Here is a 17358-nt window from a genome sequence, read left to right as displayed (position 1 = left end):
GTGTGAGCCAGGTACCTTTTCGTGGGGAGAACGTCATCGAGGGAAGGAAGCCCATGACCACAACGTTGAGGCTGGTGATGGACGCTCGATACACCCGCACCGATTTCCACGACGGGATTTCTCGGTACGGGTCCTCCCTGATCGAAGCGGTGGCCGCCCAGCATCCTGTTTCCATGCTCATCAGCGATACCGCACAGCTCAAGCTCCTGCCCAATAATGTCCCGTGGGAGCTCATGCCCGCACCGACGTCTCCGGCCGAACCATTCATTGCTCGACGGATCAACGCATTAGAACCCGATGTGGTGTTTTCCCCTATGCAGACCATGGGGTCGTGGGGGAGGAACTACGGGCTGATTCTCACCCTGCACGACCTGATTTATTATCAACACCGCACCCCGCCACATGATTTGCCCGCCCCGGTGCGTGGACTGTGGCGACTCTATCACCTGGCCTACTGGCCGCAACGGCTGGTGCTGAACAGAGCGGATGCCGTGGCGACGGTGTCGCGTACCACGCAACGGCTCATGCGCAAACACCGGCTAACCACTCGTCCCATCACCGTGATCTCCAATGCGGCCCATGAGGTTTCCCAGCCCCGTGATCCACACCAGCAACCGGATAAATCATTGGTCTATATGGGCTCGTTCATGGACTACAAAAATGTCAACGAGCTCGTCCGGGCCATGGCAGAACTCCCTGAGTATCAGCTACATCTATTGTCAAAAATTTCACCACAACGGGAAGAAGAATTGGCTGCTGTCGCTGCTGAGGCCGGGGTTGGGTCCGAACAGGTGATCCTGCATCACGGTACATCCGAAGAGGAATATCACCAGCTCTTGCGCACTGCCACCGCCCTCGTGACATTGTCTCGTACCGAGGGTTTCGGCTTGCCACTGGCCGAAGCAATGGAAGAAGGAACCCCGGTGATTGTTTCCGATATCGAGATATTCCGGGATATCGCTGGGGAAGGACCGCACGCCCACTTTATCGATCTGCAGGACTCGGACTGGCTCTCTGACTTTGCACAGGCCGCTATCACGCTCAACCAGCCCGAACACTTCGCGCGGGCCTCGGTTGCAGCGCGAGAGCAATCGCAGTGCTACCGCTGGGAGGATTCGGCCCGTCGACTCATCGATCTGGCTTACCGCGTTCATGACCAGCGTCGCCGCGGTGCGTGACTCAGTGTTCCGGCGCGACCGGCGGATCATGGTCGAGTGGCCATAACACCGACGGCCGTTGCCATCCCAGCAACAATGACGGATCGATATAGCGATCTCGAAGCGTCGAGCCAATGCGCCATCCATCGGGAACTCGCACCCCCCAGTGCACGCACGAAACATCACAGTGGTCCACGCCCGGTTCAATCTCCCCGATGACATCCCCGGTCTGCACCGTTTCTCCGACCTCGAGCTCGGTCACCACCGGTTCGAACGATGACAACAGACCATTGGGGTGCTCAACTGTCACGACATGTCGGTCCACCACTTTCTGAGCCACCGTCACCCGCCCGTGAGCGGGAGCGACCACGGTGCCCGATGGAGCAACGAGATCTATCCCACGGTGGCCAGCGGACCACGGGGCAGTCGGTGGATCAAAACTGGTGACAATGTCCTGCGGACTCGCGCCGGGAACCGGTGGGTCCCATTGAGTGTCTGCTGGCAACACAGTCAGAGGCGATCTCGACACAGGGGAGTAGTGGGGAGTGGCGAGCACCGTCGCAGCCGGAAACAACCCCATCAGCCAGATCATCGCGAGTAGCCCAAGGAGTCGTCTGCCGATTTCACGACGCCCGGGAGCACGTTGGTCTCGCCGTGGAACTTCGGAACAAAAACGTTGTGTCGTCGTCATATCCGTAGCATCGTCCGCCACCAGTACTTGGATCCAGCAAGAAAGGGAACTGTGGATGAGGAAAGTCTTGTTCCCCGGGAGAGTGTAGATATGTCATGATGAGGACACGGTGAGCGCACATTCTCATTGAGGTCTCACGAAAAAACGACAGAATAGGCATCATGTCAACAGGTGGAAGGACAGCCCTGCTATGGGGTGGGTCGGCGGTAGCGCTGGCCGCCGTGATCATCGGTTTGGGCATGCTCTGGGTCAATCTCTCTGGTGGCTCGGATGAGGTGGAACTCAGTCCTCCGATTTCCGTGAATCAGACCCCCACCTCCTCTCAACACCGCCCATCCCAAGCCGTCGCCGACGAATCATCTGGACCCGTGCCCGCGACCTCATCTAAGATCACCGGTTCTTCTCAGAACCTCTCGTCCGAAGCTCAGCCAACAGAAACACCCGGCAATACCGAAGTAAACGAAGTGAGCCCGAAGAACGTTGGCCCACCGGCACCTTCGCCCTACCAGCCAGACGATGATGATGACGATGATGATGACGATGAAGACGGGGATGATGAGGACGATGATGACGACGACTAGGCCAGCGTGAACAAAGAGCAGCAAGCACCAGCTTGGAAACGGCTCTCGGTCCGCACCCGAGTGGTGCTGTTTTTGATCGCCATGACCCTACTAGCGCTGAGCCTGACGGGGGCATTGTCCTATCTCTTGCAGCGTGGCGCCTATCTTCAGCGCATGGACGACGGGCTGACCCGAACCGTTCACGAAGTGCGTATCTTGGCCGAACAGGGTGTAGACCCTGAAACGGGAGAGCCCTTTAACGAGTCAGACCAGCTGATCTACGTAGCCATGGCTCGGCACATGCCCGAAGCCCATGAAGGCATGCTGGGCCTGAACCGGAACGGGGTGGTCTGGACCGCTCATGAATCTGTGCCCACCCGCCTGGAACACGACCCAGAACTCGTGTCCTTGCTCGAACGTCGCGTTCAATCAGCGGAATTCACCGCGGTAACGTTGGAAACCGTGCGGACCGAGCTGACTACGTACCGGGTGGTCTCCATTCCGGTGTCTTTTTTTGAAGACCCCGAGCCGTCAGTATTGGTGGTTGCACAAGACCAGCGAGCAAGCCTGCAGGAAGTCAACCGCACTTTTATGACTTTCGGCATTACCGCTGGCGTGGTGGTCGTATTGATCGCCGTTGCCGGTTGGGTGCTGATTGGCAGACTCCTTGCACCACTCCGGCAACTTCAAGCCACCGCGGCCAAGATCTCGTCCGACGAGGACCTTGACCGCCGAGCGCCGGTGACTGGTGACGATGACGTTGCCCGTCTCTCTCAAGACGTCAATGCCATGCTCGATCGTCTCCAAGACAGTTTCTCGTCCCAACGACAGCTACTCGACGATGTGGGCCACGAAATTCGTACCCCGATGACCATCATTCAGGGCAATTTGGAACTGATGAAAAGTGACAATCCCGACGACGTGGAGAGAGTACGCGACATTTCTCTGCACGAGCTTGAACGAGCCACCCGGCTCACTGAAGACCTGATGACGCTAGCTACCTCAAACCGCCCAGATTTCGTGCAACCGATACCCGTAGACGTAGCCACGCTGACTCATGATGTCGCCCGAAAATCCGAACAGCTGGGCACGCGTACCTGGAGCGTAGCCGAAACCGCCGACGTGATCTATCCCTTAGATGAACACCGCATCACTCAAGCATGGTTACAACTCGCCGAGAATGCCGTCAAACACTCTGAACCCGATAGTGAAATCACGCTGGGCTCGCGCCTGGTCGAGCGCTTAGACAGTGGCGAGGTTCTCGACCGTAGCCTCGATCTCTGGATTACTGACTATGGTGCGGGGATCGCCGTCGACGATCTGAGCACGATCTTCGAACGTTTCGGTCGAGCCCGTAACGCTTCCGGCACCGAAGGGCCCGGGCTCGGACTGACCATTGTTCAAGAGATAGTTCGTGCACACCGTGGCGTGGTCTCTGTCCGGTCTCAGCTCGATGTCGGATCGACTTTTACGATGTCATTGCCCTATCCCTCCGGCTCAGGCAAAACCTTGTTCACCACCAGTTCCTCGCGTCAGGAGAGCACCGAATGACAGTAGCCCGTATTCTCGTGATTGAAGATGAGCCACGTATTTCGGATTTTGTATTCAACGGTCTGTCGGCTGAGGGATTTGACCCGGTAGTCGCTGCCACCGGCGCCAAGGGTCTCGCGCTGGTGCGCACCGAAGAGTGGGATTTGATCATCCTCGATCTGGGACTGCCCGATATGGATGGCTTCGAGGTTCTTGAACAAATTCGACTCAGATTTTCGGATCTTCCTGTCATTATTCTCACAGCACGAACCTCTGGGGCAGCGACCGTCCAGGGATTGACGTCCGGGGCCGACGATTATGTTCCCAAACCGTTCCGTTTCCCCGAACTGGTGGCTCGCATCCGGTTGCGACTTCGAGACCGGGAGAATCGTGAGCAAGCAGCGGGCGCCCCGCACGATCAGCCAACCGCCTCGCCCCATGCCGGCAACACCGTCCACGACGCACAAGGTCACGACGTGGTCAGTCACGCCGAAGTCGTTATCGATTCCACCCGACATTTGGTCACTGTGGACGGCAAGCCGGTTGATCTCTCACCGCGCGAGTTCGCCCTGGCAGAATTATTCTTCCGCAACCCCGGGCAGGCGCTCACCAGAGATGTGTTACTAAGTAGAGTCTGGGGCGAGGGCTTTACAGGTAGCTCCAACGTGGTCGACGTCTACGTTCGGTACTTACGCAATAAACTCGGTGCGGACCGCTTCGAAACGGTGCGGGGAATCGGCTATCGGCTCGTGGAGGAAAAACACTGGCATGGTCGCTCCTGACGCGGTTAGGGCCACGGGAAAATACGGTATGCTGATACAAGCAGTAGTATCCAGGCCGGCAAATCAGCCTGCGATGGTACTGACTTCGCGCACGATGTGAGTGTCTAGTCAGACAACATAACCCCTTCGGTCCCCATCACGGGGTGCTGGTGTTGTGTCGGGAAACCGCCGTCGTGCCAGGAGCGCCGACCAACCGGTTGTGGTGCTAAGTAACCGATAGACAAGAAAAATGTCAGCCTCGGCGCAGGCCGCGAAGGCTGACGGTAAAGGAGCGACATGCCCGTCGTTACGATGCGTGAAATGCTGGACTCTGGTGTTCACTTTGGACACCAAACTCGCCGTTGGAACCCGAAGATGAAGCGTTTCATCTTCACCGAGCGCAACGGCATCTACATCATTGATCTGCAGCAATCGCTGTCTTACATCGACCGCGCCTACGACTTCGTTAAAGAAACCGTGGCACACGGCGGTTCCATCCTGTTTGTAGGAACCAAGAAGCAGGCCCAGGAGGCCATTGCTGAGCAGGCAACCCGGGTCGGGATGCCCTACGTCAACCACCGCTGGCTTGGCGGTATGCTGACGAACTTCCAGACCGTTTCTAAGCGTGTCAATCGCATGAAGGAACTGGAAGAAATCGACTACGAAGATGTTGCCGGGTCCGGCCACACCAAGAAGGAACTGTTGCTGCTACAGCGCGAAATGCAGAAGTTGCAGGCTAACCTTGGTGGTATCCGCAACATGAGTCGCACCCCTTCTGCGGTCTGGATCGTTGACACTAAGAAAGAACACCTGGCTGTGGACGAGGCCAAGAAACTTGGCATTCCCGTGGTCGCAATCCTCGACACCAACTGCGATCCGGACGAAGTCACCTACCCGATTCCGGGCAACGACGACGCGATCCGCTCAGTGGCATTGCTGACCCGCGTGGTTGCAGACGCTGTGGCCGATGGTCTACTGGCACGCAATCAGGGCAAGCAGGGAGAGGCCGGCGGTGAAGAGCCGATGGCTGAGTGGGAACGTGACCTGCTCCTCGGTGAACAGACTGAGACCAAACAGAAGGCACAGGCCGAGCAACCCGCCGAGACCGCAACGCAGCCGGCCACGACTGAGGATCAGGCTACCGCGCCAGCACCTCAGTCTCAGACTGACTCCGAGTGAGATTGACCTTTCGACCTACTCACCACCAATAACTCAGAAACCTAAGGATGGGATTACTGAATGGCCAACTACACTGCCGCTGATATCAAGGACCTGCGCGAACGTACCGGTGCAGGCATGATGGATGTCAAGAAGGCCCTGGATGAAGCCGAAGGCGACGCCCAGAAAGCCATGGAAATCATTCGGATCAAGGGTTTGAAGGGCGCGACCAAGCGTGAAGGTCGTTCCGCTGCTGAAGGTCTGATCGTCGCTACTGTCAACGACGGCGAAGGCGTGATGGTCGAGATCAACTGCGAGACCGACTTTGTGGCCAAGAACCAGAAGTTCATCGATCTGGCTAACAACGTCCTCGAGGTCGCCGTTTCCAGTGGAGCCGATGACGCTGAGGCATTGCTGGCCGCTGAGTACGATGGTAAGACCCTGGGCGAATACGTCACCGAGGAGGCTGCCACCCTGGGTGAAAAGGTCGCGGTTCGTCGTGTCGCCCGGGTTTCCGGTGCGTACGTTGACGCATACTTGCACAAGACCAGTAAAGACCTGCCAGCCCAGGTCGGTGTGCTCATGGCTGTCTCCACCGATGACGAGAAGGCTCAGGAAGCAGCTCACGACGTTGCAGTTCACATTGCAGCTCTGTCTCCGACTTACCTGACCCGTGACGAAGTTCCGGCCGAAACCGTTGAGAATGAGCGTCGCGTGGCTGAGGACACCGCTCGTGCTGAGAACAAGCCGGAAAAGGCCATGGAGCAGATCGTCAATGGTCGATTGAACGGCTATTACAAGGATGTCGTGCTGGTGGATCAGCCATTCGCTAAAGATTCCAAGACCACTGTGGGTAGGGTACTGGAAGAAGCCGGCACCGAAGCCGTGCAGTTCGCACGCTTCCGCGTCGGCGCCTAAGCATGAACAGCAGAAGGGGTGAACACTTATAACTAAGTGTTCACCCCTTCTGACTGCCCCAAACTTTTTCATTAATATCGCTGACTTCGTTCAGATCCGGTGAACCATTGCAGGAGGAGACCATGACCGAACCCACCCCGGCTATTAATATTCCCGGAGGCCTCCAAGATGGGCCGAGATCTGCAGAATCTGACCCTTCGACCCGGAGGCGTCGGGTGCTCTTGAAACTCTCCGGTGAAGTCTTCGGCGGTGGCTCCGTGGGGGTTGATCCCACAACGGTTCGGTTCGTGGCCGAACAAATTGCGGCGGCCTCTGACCAGGTCCAGATTGCCATCGTTGTCGGAGGCGGTAATTTCTTCCGTGGAGCCGAACTATCCGAGAACGGCATGGAACGCCGGCGTGCCGACTACATGGGTATGCTCGGCACTGTGATGAATGCCCTGGCCTTACAGGATTTCTTGTTGCAAACTGGCGTGGATTGCCGGGTTCAGTCTGCGATTCACATGTCACAGGTTGCTGAACCGTACATTCCTCAGCGCGCGGTGCGACACATGGAAAAAGGCCGTGTGGTAATTTTCGGCGCCGGTACCGGTCTGCCGTACTTTTCCACCGACACTGTCGCGGCCCAACGGGCCCTAGAAGTCGGTGCTGACGAGGTGCTCATGGCCAAGTCCGGTGTGGACGGTGTCTACACGGCCGATCCCAAGACGAACCCCGATGCTCAGCTCTTTGACCACCTCAGCTACGACGAAGCCATCATGAGAAATATCCGAGTGATGGATCTCACCGCAATGACGATGTGCAAAGATAATAATTTGCCAATGATGGTTTTTGGCATGGAGCAAAAGGGTAACGTCACCAAAGCACTGCTCGGTGAACGCATCGGTACTACGGTGGAGTCATAACCGCCCCGCCGTATCAACACGACGGTGACTGCACCTAAGCTGTCCTAAGATGGTAATCAGGCGATTAAGTTCGCCCAACCGGAGCCGGTTGGGCAAGTTCATAATGTTGAAGGAGATTCCGTGACCAGCGAAGTACTCAATGACGCCAAGGCCGCGATGGAACGAACCCTGGAGGCCACCTCCGAGGACTTTGCCTCGGTGCGCACCGGTCGAGCCACACCTGGTCTTTTTGCCAAGGTTCTGGTCGACTACTACGGTACTCCCACCCCCTTGCAACAACTTGCCTCCTTCACCGCACAGGATGCCCGTACCCTGCTGATTGCACCTTATGACGTATCCGCCCTGCGTGAGATCGAAAAAGCCCTGTCTGACTCCGAGGTGGGAGCTAATCCCTCCAATGACGGCAAAGTGATCCGGATTGTCATGCCGGAGTTGACCGCTGAGCGTCGAGCCGAATATGTGAAGCTGGTTAAATCAAAGGCCGAAGATCACAAGGTCTCGATACGTAATTCCCGTCGCAAAGCCAAAGAAACCCTCGAGAAGATGGTTAACGACGGCGAAATCGGCGAAGACGAAGGCAAACGTGGTGAGAAAGAACTTGATGACCTGACCCGTAAGTACGTGGACCAGGTTGAAGAGATGGCCAAGAACAAAGAACAGGACCTCATGGAGGTCTAAGCACCTCTAACGTGCACCACATGAGCCAACAAGACCCCACAGGCAACACCGGATCCTCACCAGGTGAGGAGCCGGTTATTACCGAGCTTGAGGGCTTCGAGAATTTGGTCCGGGACCCGGAAACCGGCCGGATCATTCCCCAAACCCGGAAAGAACGCAAGGCTCTGGAAGCCGCCCAAGCCGAAATCGAGCACCAACGGGCTCTTCCCGAGACGGTTGGTGCTGAACGCGGTGAGTCCAATGACACAGACCCCGAGACAGCCGAGCCCGCCACCTACGTTGACAACGATCCCATGGTGGCACCTACCACCGTCTCGGAACGTCCAGCCGAGCTAGAAGAACCCAAACAATCGACGGCTGGTCGTAACCTTCCGGCAGCGATTGCCGTCGGTGCGGTTCTGCTCGTCGCAGCCATCATCGGGATCTTCTGGGTTCCCGTGGTGGTGATGGTGCTCATCTCACTCCTGTTGCTGGTGGGCACTTGGGAAATGTCCCGGTTGTATCGCCCCTACAAGATTGAGGTACCTTTGGTACCGCTCTGGGTCGGGGCCCTTGCGATGCCCATTTCGGCGTATTTTGGTGGCATCGACGCTATGGTGTTCGCCCTGTTCGGGACGATGATCCTTGCGGTGTTTTGGACTGTAGTCAGTGATCCCTACCGGCCCCTAGCCGCGGCAATGACCACCGGATTCATCGTGCTTTGGGTCCCCTTTATGCTCTCGTTCGGGGTCGTGTTGATGCAGGAGCCCGAGGGCAACTATATGGTCGCATTGTTCCTATTGGCCGTCGTTGCCAATGACACCTTCGGGTACATCGTCGGAGCCTTGTTTGGCAAACACCCGATGGCGCCACAGATCTCACCGAAAAAATCCTGGGAAGGTTTCGCGGGTTCTTTGGTCGGAGCCGTCCTGGTCTCGATTGGGGCTGGCTGGTTCATGCTTGACTTGGAAGTCTGGCGGTCGGTGATTGTCGGCCTCGTCATGGTCGTGGTAGCCACTACTGGCGATTTTGCGGCCTCGATGGTCAAACGCGATCTCGGTGTCAAAGACATGGGCAACACGTTGCCCGGGCACGGGGGAGTGATGGACCGGTTGGACTCCCTCGTTTTTGGTGCTCCAGTGGCGTTCGCGCTGTTCGTGGTTCTTTTGCCCTAGGCTACGAGTAGATGACCGAGCAACTCACATCCGTCAGGAAGGATACAACCATGGGCCGACGGGCTGCACGAACCGAGCACGAGAGTTCTCCTTTTACTCGGGTGGAGAAAAAAGCCTATGGTTACCAGCCGAACCAGGTTGATGAATTTATCGCGCGGGCGCGTTCTGCTTATGACGGGAATGAATTCATGGCGGCCAACGACGTGCGTGATGTCTCCTTCGCCGCGGTCAAAGGCGGGTATGCACCCCATCAGGTCGACAAGGTCTTGGACCGTCTCGAGGACGCATTCCGACGGGCCGAACGAGATGAATTTATTGAGAGCCATGGCCTGGAAGCGTGGAACAGCTACCTTGATGACTCCATCCGGGAACTGATGGGTCGCCTTCAGCGCCCAGCCGGGCAACGTTTCCGTCGCCCCAAGAAATCAAAGGCCATCAGCTACCGTGTTGAAGATGTCGACGCGGTATGTGAGACCCTTTTTGCTCACTTTACCGATCGCGATACGGTCACTGCCCAACAGCTTCGAGCCACGACCTTCCGCGCCGCTAAAGGTAAGAAGGGTTACGAAGAGGCCGAGGTTGATGCCTTTGTGCAAGCTGGAATCGAATTGCTGATCAACCTCAGCTAGAATGTTGATCAAGGCATGACCCAGTCCCAGCTGATCGCCAGGCAACCACCAGGCGCAAGGGCTGGTTAGGGTTGGTTGAGCTCTAGCACGTCCTCCGTGATAATCTCAGCGCGAGCATTTGAGAAGGATTGCTCTTCACCAATCTTTTCGAAACCACGTCGGGTGAGTACCTTCTGTGACCCGGCGTTGTCAGCCGGAACCATGGCGCGGATGGGGCGCTGTTGGAAATCCTCCAGGAACTGGTCCACCGCCGCAGTGGTAATGCCCTGGTCCCAGAACTCCCGGGCTGTCCAGAACGACAGTTCCGGAATCTCGTCGATGTTCAAACAGATCAACGCACCGGCCACCTGACCGTTCTCCTCGATGGTGCGAACGATGGTGTTCTCATCGTGAAGCAAGCTATTCCAGTGGAAATCGAAGACGCCACGATCCTGGGGATTGCGAGGCGCAAAGGCGGCCATCAGATTGGCCAAGGTATCCTGCTGGTGGACAAAGAACTCATCGAGGTCCTCGGTCCGTACCTCACGAAGAATCATGCAACTGCCTCCTGGTCTCTGGTAGTCCCACCACTCTACATTCTTCCACCGTGGGATGTGCCGATCCTGCAAACCGCACAGCACTCACGTTGGGCGCGAGCTCTTGGGCCAATGCGGTACAACTGTCTTCTGGTAGCACAGCCGGGCACGCATCAGATGGTGTTCGCTTGCCTCGTCTGAGGAACTCAACGTGGTCGGCCCGGCCGGGTGGACGGCGATGTTCCGCTAGGGGGTGTGTGGTCGCGGAGTTGGCGGCTGTGCTAGCTGATGACATTGTGCCTCTAGCACTGCCTCGACGAGGATTCAACCGTTCATCCGAGCCCACTTCACAGGTTTGACCGGCATAATAGGCCGGTGAACTATCCCTTGGATAGCGCGTGCAGACAACCTTGTGAGAAACAACCCAATGAGAAATGAGAGGAGTACTCCGTGGAGATTTTGGCTTTCACCCTCGGTGTTTTGGCCATTGCCGTGGGGATTATCCTCTCTATTGCGTTGCACGAGATCGGGCACCTGGTTCCGGCCAAACTCTTCGGAGTACGTGTCACCCAGTACATGGTGGGTTTTGGAAAGACACTGTTCTCCATCCGCCGTGGCGAGACCGAATATGGGGTCAAAGCCATTCCCCTGGGTGGCTACGTGGCCATGATCGGGATGTACCCGCCCCAAGCCCCGGGCGAGAAGCCGAAAACCTCGTCGACCGGCGTCTTCCAACAAATGTCCCAACAGGCCCGGGAGATCTCCGCGGCTGAGATTCGCCCCGGAGATGAGAACCGGTTGTTCGTCCAGCTACCGGTATGGAAACGGATCATCATCATGTTGGGCGGTCCGGCGATGAATTTGTTGATTGCGGTGGTTCTGACCGGGATTTTAATCACTAGCTTCGGGGTGAACACCGCCACCACCACGGTTTCTGAGGTCTACCGGTGTGTGCAGGCAGTACAAGTCGCGGCCACCCAGGACGAGATCGCCGAATGCGACGACAATGACCCAGATGGGCCGGCCTACGCCGCCGGACTACAACCCGGTGACACGATTACCTCCTTCAACGGGGTCGCGGTGGAATCCTGGGACGAACTCACCGGCTTGATCCGACAACGAGCCGGAGACTCCACGCCCATGACCTACGAGCGCGAGGGACAACAACATGACACCGAGATTACCCCGGTGCTGACCGAACGCCCGGTGGTCGACGACCTAGGACGCACCGAAACCGACGAATCCGGCGACCTTGTCACGCACCAGGTCGGATTCGTGGGAATGGGATCGCAGGTAGAACGAGTGCAACAACCGGTCACCCAGACCTTCCCGGTCATTGGACAGCAATTGGAAGCCACCTTCCGCGTGATCGTAGTCTTGCCGGTTCGGCTATGGGATACCGCCCAAGTGCTGATTACCGACGGGGAACGTGACCCCAACGGTCCGATGTCGGTGGTGGGAGTCGGTCGCATTGCCGGCGAGGCGGCAGCCATGGACGAGATACCCCTGCAGGACCGGGTGGCCATGCTGGTCTCGCTGATCGCCGGGGTTAATATTGCCCTCATGGCCTTCAACCTGATTCCGCTCTTGCCCTTGGACGGTGGCCATGTGGTGGGTGCGCTTTGGGATGGTGGGCGCAAACTCTGGGCCAAGCTCCGGGGTAGACCACGCCCGCCTACCTTCGACATTTCACGACTATTGCCCCTGACTTACGTCGTTGCGGTGGCCCTGTTAGGCATGGGCGTACTGTTGATAGTGGCCGATATCTTCAAACCGGTGACGCTCAACTAGCGCCTGCCTGAACCACCTTGAGCCGTTCGTATCAGTCGAAGGGATACCAGAGATGAGATTTGCCCGGCAGATGCGTTGGCTATTGGACACCGAAGACCAGCTGTCTCGGACCACCGGCGATATGGTTCGGATCCTTTCCGACGACGACACCGAGGCCTTATCCCGACTGGTTGCCAGCGACCCGGTGGCTCACTGCTATGTCCAATCGTTGCTCGACGGCGGCCGTGGTGCTGGGCCTGGACGTGACCTGCATCGCGGGCTATTTCTGGGTATCGATGACGAGCACGACCCGAATGAGCTCCGGTGTGCGGTGTGGGTTGGGTCCAATATCGTCCCGGTCGCGGTCAATGAATTTTATGGAGAAATCCTGGGCACGGCCATCCGGTGCTTGGGCCGACGCTATGGGTCGATCTTCGGGCCGCGGGACGCGGTGCACGGAATCTGGTCTAGCCTGTCGTATGGGTTGCAACAACCCCGCGCCATTCGAACGTCACAACCGCTGATGACCACCCGGAGCCTCTCTGCGGTACCGGTCGACCCCGACGTGCGGGTCGCCCAAGCTGGTGACTTCAACACGGTCTTTCCCGCTGCCGTGGAGATGTTCACAGAAGAGCTCGGATACTCACCGATGAAGGACAGCCCCAACTCCTACCGAGCCCGGGTCCGACAATTGATCGAATCCGGATGGTGCCTGGTGAAGACCCCCGGTCGCCGAATCGGTGGAGAGGTTCTGTTCAAAGCAGACCTGGGGGTGGTCACCAACGACTGCATTCAAATTCAAGGTGTGTGGATCCCCGAGCATTTGCGTGGTCGCGGTGAGGCCAGCACTCTGATGTCAGCGGTGGTCGCTCACAGCCTGACCCTAGCCCCGGTCGTCTCGCTCTACGTCAACGATTTCAATGTGGCGGCGCTGAAGACCTACCGTAACGTCGGGTTCGAGGTTACCGGAGAGTTCGCCACGGTGTTGTTCTGATCGTTTCGGCGCCCTGCACTGTTCTCCATACCGGACAAACTCGGCTACAGTGAGAGAAGTATGTGCTTCGACCTGAGAACTCCAAAACAGGTCAAAAACAGCGTGCAAACAGCTCGTGACAGAACGTGAAGAGGAAGGCAGTGGTGTGGCCCTAGGCAGAGCGGGACACCTAACGTTATGGGCGGTGTGTGCGCTAGCGCTGGCCGGTTGCGCCGGCGGTGACGACGAGGCTGAACGTGCGCAGGCCACACCGTCTGACACTGCCAGTGCCAGTCAGTCACCGTCTGCTGAATCCGATTCAGACGCGTCGCTGCAGGTCATTCGTCACGCCCTGGGAGATCAGGCCGTGACGCTCGACGGGGACCAGGCTCGGCAGGCGCTAATTGAGGAAGAACGCGCCTTGGAAGAATACGAGATTTCGCCTGCTTCGTGCCAGACCACCTTTGACGAACAGCTGTTGGCCAACACCGCCGCTACCTTAGGCGTGGTTACCGAACAAGACGCTGAGACCCTCTCCACGTCGGCGTCCATCATCGAATTTGAATCCGAGGCTGAGGCCGAAGATTATCTGACAGCTCGTCGCCAGGCTGCCAAGGAGTGTCCCACCTATCTCGTGGACCTCGACGAGGACATCGAAGCGGAGGTCACGACCGCGGTCAGCGATTTCTCCAACCCCGAGCTCGCCGGCGAGCAGGTCGAGGACGAACCCACTGAGGACCAAACCGCCACCGGTGGAGACGGAGACGAATCGGTAGCACCGTCGCCCACCGCCGATCCCGCCCAGGTGGGTGAGGAACTTCAACAGCTGGCCACTGAATTCGATGAAACTCTGTTGATCAACAGCACGACCGTGATTGATCTTGACGAAGCCCAAGACCAGGCAGATACTGCCGACGCCGTCGAAACGCCTCCCACACCGGCCGAGGAAATGCCCAGCGCCGCCCCGCAACTACAACCTCGGTTGGAAGCACAAACCACGACCACCACAGCCCTGGGACAAGAAAATCATCTCGTGGTGGTGGTCACGGTCGATCATCCTGTGGAACAGTCTCGTCTGGTGGAGATCTTGACTAAGATCGTAGATCAGCTGCCCGAAATCGCGACGGAGCAGGAGAACCATGCACCATAGCTCGGAACACAGGCCCCGGTTACAGCGCGCTACCTGGATTCTTGCGCTGACGATGGTTGGCATCTTGACGTTGTCCGGGTGCCGAGACGACTTTCAGCCCGAAGACGGTCCGTCGCCGACAGACACCGCTGAGGTTGCGATTACCGAGGACCAGATCGCCGAAACCCTGAACGAGGTGCTGGGACCCGGCGCCGAGGTGGTCGATGGGGAAGCCGCCATTGATTACGTGAATGTGCTGGGCACCACAGGTGAGTGCGTCAGCGGGGGAAGCGATGAAAGCCCCGTCCCTAAGCCTGACTTGCCCTCAGCCGAGGACGTCGTGGCGGTGACCGGGACACACGTCGATGCCTCCGAGCCCGGTAATTTTGACTTTCGGCAACTCGCGGTCATCGAGTTCGACGATGCCGATGAAGCCAAGCGGTACACCGACCAGGTCCGAGAATTCGCCAGCTCGTGCCAGAGAGCCCTTTTTGAGCCCCAAGGGAGCCCGGCCTTAGAACGCGAGATCACCTTCGAAGAACTCACCCATCACACTGACCAGGCGTTTGCGGTGTATCTGGAAGATTATGGCCAGGGTGAGTCCGCTGCGGGGGAGTCTGTCACCGATGAGGCATCCGAGGACGAGTCTGAATCTGCCACGGACGATGAAAACACCCCTGAACCCGAGTACACACTCAGCCCTGCGGGCCAGAGCTCGGAAGATTCCCCAGCAGCGGTCCCGCTCAGCGGTGACGATCAGGAAGTCCTCGGTCACGTGGGTACCTCTACGGTCTGGGTCCAGGACGGTAGCCGTCTCACCGTTGCTCTCAGCGTGCCACCGCGCGCCTACGCTGAGGAACTGAGTGCTATTGACCAGCTGGCCGAGGAACTCAAGGCCCCCGCTGACTAGACTCCGCTGGGGTAGACTTTCCCCAGATCTCAGAATGTCCTGACGCTCTCACCGTGATTGGAGCCGTGCTGTGCCCTTGCGCATGTCCCACTTGTTCTTGCGTACCTTGCGTGACGACCCGGCTGATGCCGAAGTCGCCAGCCACAAGCTACTCGTCCGGGCCGGTTTTATCCGCCGGGCTGCACCTGGTGGTTACACCTGGTTGCCGTTGGGTGTGCGCGTCAAGACTAAAGTCGAACAGATCATTCGCGACGAAATGAACGCCATTGGCGCTCAGGAAGTCTTCTTCCCAGCTTTGCTACCCAAAGAGCCGTATGAAGCGACCGGTCGCTGGGACGACTACGGCGACAATATCTTCCGGGTCAAAGACCGCAAGGACGCCGACTACCTGTTGGCTCCCACCCACGAAGAGCTGTTCACTCTGCTGGTTAAGGATCACTACGCCTCATATAAGGATCTGCCGGTCTACCTGTACCAGATCCAAACCAAATATCGCGACGAAGCTCGCCCGCGAGCTGGTCTCCTGCGGGTGCGGGAGTTCGTGATGAAAGATTCCTACTCCTTCACCATTGATGAAGCTGGGCTCGATGAGGCCTATGAAGCCCACCGCGGTGCCTACTTTCGGATCTTCCAGCGACTCGGTCTGCCCGTCGTAGCAGTTCAAGCCACCGCCGGTGCCATGGGCGGTTCTCGGTCTGAGGAATTCCTGCACCCTTCCCCCATCGGTGAGGACACTTTTGTGGAATCCGACGGGGGCTACCGGGCCAACGTGGAAGCGGTAACTACCGTGGCTCCTGAGCCTGAAGACTACTCGGATGTGCCGGCAGCTGAGGTGAAAGAGACCCCGGAGTCCACCACCATCGAGGCTCTGGTCGAGGTCGCTAATCATCTGGTGCCGCGCGAGTCCGGTGCCTGGGACGCCTCCGATACACTGAAATGTGTGGTATTGGTTGCCATCGATGGTGATCAACGTCTACCCTTCGTCGTCGCTGTTCCTGGCGACCGCGACGTCGACGTCAAGCGTTTGGAATCCACGATTGCCGAGGCTCTTCCGCTCACTGGTGAACCTCAACTGGAACCGGCCACTGCAGATGATTTGGCCAAGAACCCCCATCTGGTGCCCGGATACATCGGCCCCGCCACCGTGGCAGGCGAGACCGTGACCCAGCTGTTGGGTGCAGAGGCACCCTCCGGGGTGCCGTTCTTCGTCGACCCCCGCATTGTCCCCGGGACCCGCTGGATTACTGGCGCTAATCAGACGCAGCACCACGTCTTCGACCTGGTCGCAGGACGCGACTTCACCTGGGACGCGGTCGTGGAAGCCACTGTGGTTCAAGATGGAGACGAGGCCCCGGATGGATCCGGACCATTACACACTCGTCGCGGTATGGAAATGGGCCACATTTTCCAGCTGGGTCGTAAATACACTGAAGCCCTGGACCTGAAAGTGCTGGACGAGAACGGCAAACAGGTCGTGGTCACGATGGGCTCTTATGGCATCGGTGTCACCCGCGCGGTGGCAGCGATCGCCGAAGCACACCACGATGACCGTGGCCTGATCTGGCCACTGAATGTTGCCCCCGCCCACGTCCATGTGGTGGCCACCGGCAAGGACCAAGACATCTTCGATACCGCCGAAAAACTCGTCGCCGACCTCGAAGCCTCAGGCATCGAGGTACTCTACGACGATCGCAAGAAAGTTTCGGCCGGCGTGAAATTCTCCGACTCTGAGTTGGTCGGTGTACCACTCATCCTGGTGGTCGGACGCGGTCTTGCCCAAGGCACGGTTGAGTTCAAAGACCGTCGTGACGACACCCGTCAGGACCTGCCGGTTGATCAAGCGGTTTCTGCTGTCGTCGACATCGTCGCGCAGGGGCTCTCGACGCGGTCGGACAACCAGAACAAGCAGTAAAGAGATCA

Annotated in this window: 17 protein-coding genes; 15 read left to right on the top strand and 2 right to left on the bottom strand. The window is 58.2% G+C overall.

Translation table 11 applies throughout. The annotated features are described in order from the left end of the window. The first annotated feature begins 53 nt into the window (after nucleotides 1-53). Complete coding sequence (locus DCC27_RS05485; RefSeq protein ID WP_233488076.1) at nucleotides 54-1178, top strand: glycosyltransferase family 1 protein; 1125 nt, start codon at nucleotides 54-56, stop codon at nucleotides 1176-1178. 1 nt (nucleotide 1179) lies between these two features. Here DCC27_RS05485 and DCC27_RS05480 read toward each other — a convergent pair whose 3' ends face one another. Next, nucleotides 1180-1848 (bottom strand): M23 family metallopeptidase, encoded by a 669-nt coding sequence (locus DCC27_RS05480; RefSeq protein WP_146206460.1) that lies wholly within the window; start codon nucleotides 1846-1848, stop codon nucleotides 1180-1182. A gap of 161 nt (nucleotides 1849-2009) precedes the next feature. Here DCC27_RS05480 and DCC27_RS05475 point away from each other — a divergent pair, with 161 nt between their 5' ends. From DCC27_RS05475 to DCC27_RS05435, 9 genes are all read left to right on the top strand, one after another. Beyond that, nucleotides 2010-2429 carry a hypothetical protein gene (locus DCC27_RS05475; protein ID WP_110101681.1) on the top strand — a complete coding sequence of 140 codons (420 nt, stop codon included), beginning with the start codon at nucleotides 2010-2012 and terminating at the stop codon, nucleotides 2427-2429. Between the two features lie 6 nt (nucleotides 2430-2435). Next, on the top strand, nucleotides 2436-3959 hold the full coding sequence (locus tag DCC27_RS05470; protein WP_110110871.1) for a cell wall metabolism sensor histidine kinase WalK: 1524 nt from the start codon (nucleotides 2436-2438) through the stop codon (nucleotides 3957-3959). Beyond that, the gene (locus DCC27_RS05465; RefSeq protein ID WP_110101654.1) at nucleotides 3956-4720 is read left to right on the top strand and encodes a response regulator transcription factor; all 765 of its coding nucleotides are present in this window, start codon (nucleotides 3956-3958) and stop codon (nucleotides 4718-4720) included. The genes DCC27_RS05470 and DCC27_RS05465 overlap by 4 nt, the downstream gene beginning before the upstream one ends. A gap of 276 nt (nucleotides 4721-4996) precedes the next feature. Beyond that, nucleotides 4997-5878 carry a 30S ribosomal protein S2 gene (gene rpsB, locus DCC27_RS05460; protein WP_110098723.1) on the top strand — a complete coding sequence of 294 codons (882 nt, stop codon included), beginning with the start codon at nucleotides 4997-4999 and terminating at the stop codon, nucleotides 5876-5878. A gap of 60 nt (nucleotides 5879-5938) precedes the next feature. After that, nucleotides 5939-6775: a translation elongation factor Ts gene (gene tsf, locus DCC27_RS05455; RefSeq protein ID WP_110101653.1), complete on the top strand. Its 837-nt coding sequence runs from the start codon at nucleotides 5939-5941 to the stop codon at nucleotides 6773-6775. A gap of 122 nt (nucleotides 6776-6897) precedes the next feature. Beyond that, entirely contained in the window at nucleotides 6898-7680 is a 783-nt protein-coding gene (pyrH, locus tag DCC27_RS05450; protein WP_110098721.1) for a UMP kinase, read from the top strand. 156 nt (nucleotides 7681-7836) lie between these two features. Then, on the top strand, nucleotides 7837-8358 hold the full coding sequence (frr, locus tag DCC27_RS05445) for a ribosome recycling factor (protein ID WP_208392252.1): 522 nt from the start codon (nucleotides 7837-7839) through the stop codon (nucleotides 8356-8358). A 20-nt stretch (nucleotides 8359-8378) separates the two neighbouring features. After that, nucleotides 8379-9512, top strand: coding sequence for a phosphatidate cytidylyltransferase (locus tag DCC27_RS05440; RefSeq protein ID WP_110101651.1), 1134 nt, complete (start codon nucleotides 8379-8381; stop codon nucleotides 9510-9512). A 50-nt stretch (nucleotides 9513-9562) separates the two neighbouring features. Then, nucleotides 9563-10141 (top strand): DivIVA domain-containing protein, encoded by a 579-nt coding sequence (locus tag DCC27_RS05435; protein ID WP_158524784.1) that lies wholly within the window; start codon nucleotides 9563-9565, stop codon nucleotides 10139-10141. Between the two features lie 65 nt (nucleotides 10142-10206). On the opposite strand, the gene DCC27_RS05430 is transcribed toward DCC27_RS05435, so the two are convergent. After that, nucleotides 10207-10677: a GNAT family N-acetyltransferase gene (locus tag DCC27_RS05430; RefSeq protein WP_110098717.1), complete on the bottom strand. Its 471-nt coding sequence runs from the start codon at nucleotides 10675-10677 to the stop codon at nucleotides 10207-10209. A gap of 429 nt (nucleotides 10678-11106) precedes the next feature. Between DCC27_RS05430 and DCC27_RS05425 the strand changes: the two genes are divergently transcribed. The 5 genes from DCC27_RS05425 (at nucleotide 11107) to DCC27_RS05405 (ending at nucleotide 17350) form a co-directional block, all read left to right on the top strand. Continuing rightward, a complete protein-coding gene (locus DCC27_RS05425; protein WP_110101649.1) occupies nucleotides 11107-12447 on the top strand; it encodes an RIP metalloprotease in 1341 nt (446 codons plus the stop codon). 52 nt (nucleotides 12448-12499) lie between these two features. Continuing rightward, nucleotides 12500-13420, top strand: coding sequence for a DUF4081 domain-containing GNAT family N-acetyltransferase (locus tag DCC27_RS05420; RefSeq protein WP_110101648.1), 921 nt, complete (start codon nucleotides 12500-12502; stop codon nucleotides 13418-13420). 115 nt (nucleotides 13421-13535) lie between these two features. Beyond that, nucleotides 13536-14549 carry a hypothetical protein gene (locus tag DCC27_RS05415; protein ID WP_146206457.1) on the top strand — a complete coding sequence of 338 codons (1014 nt, stop codon included), beginning with the start codon at nucleotides 13536-13538 and terminating at the stop codon, nucleotides 14547-14549. Beyond that, nucleotides 14539-15438 carry a hypothetical protein gene (locus DCC27_RS05410; RefSeq protein WP_110101646.1) on the top strand — a complete coding sequence of 300 codons (900 nt, stop codon included), beginning with the start codon at nucleotides 14539-14541 and terminating at the stop codon, nucleotides 15436-15438. Before DCC27_RS05415 ends, DCC27_RS05410 begins: the two co-directional genes overlap by 11 nt. 70 nt (nucleotides 15439-15508) lie before the next feature. Beyond that, entirely contained in the window at nucleotides 15509-17350 is a 1842-nt protein-coding gene (locus tag DCC27_RS05405) for a proline--tRNA ligase (protein ID WP_110101645.1), read from the top strand. The last annotated feature ends 8 nt before the right edge of the window (nucleotides 17351-17358 follow it).

The sequence above is a fragment of the Auritidibacter sp. NML130574 genome (assembly GCF_003185725.2).
In the GTDB taxonomy this organism is placed as follows: domain Bacteria; phylum Actinomycetota; class Actinomycetes; order Actinomycetales; family Micrococcaceae; genus Auritidibacter; species Auritidibacter ignavus.
The sequence above is the reverse complement of the archived record's forward strand: the minus strand, read 5'-3'. Positions and strand labels throughout refer to the sequence as shown.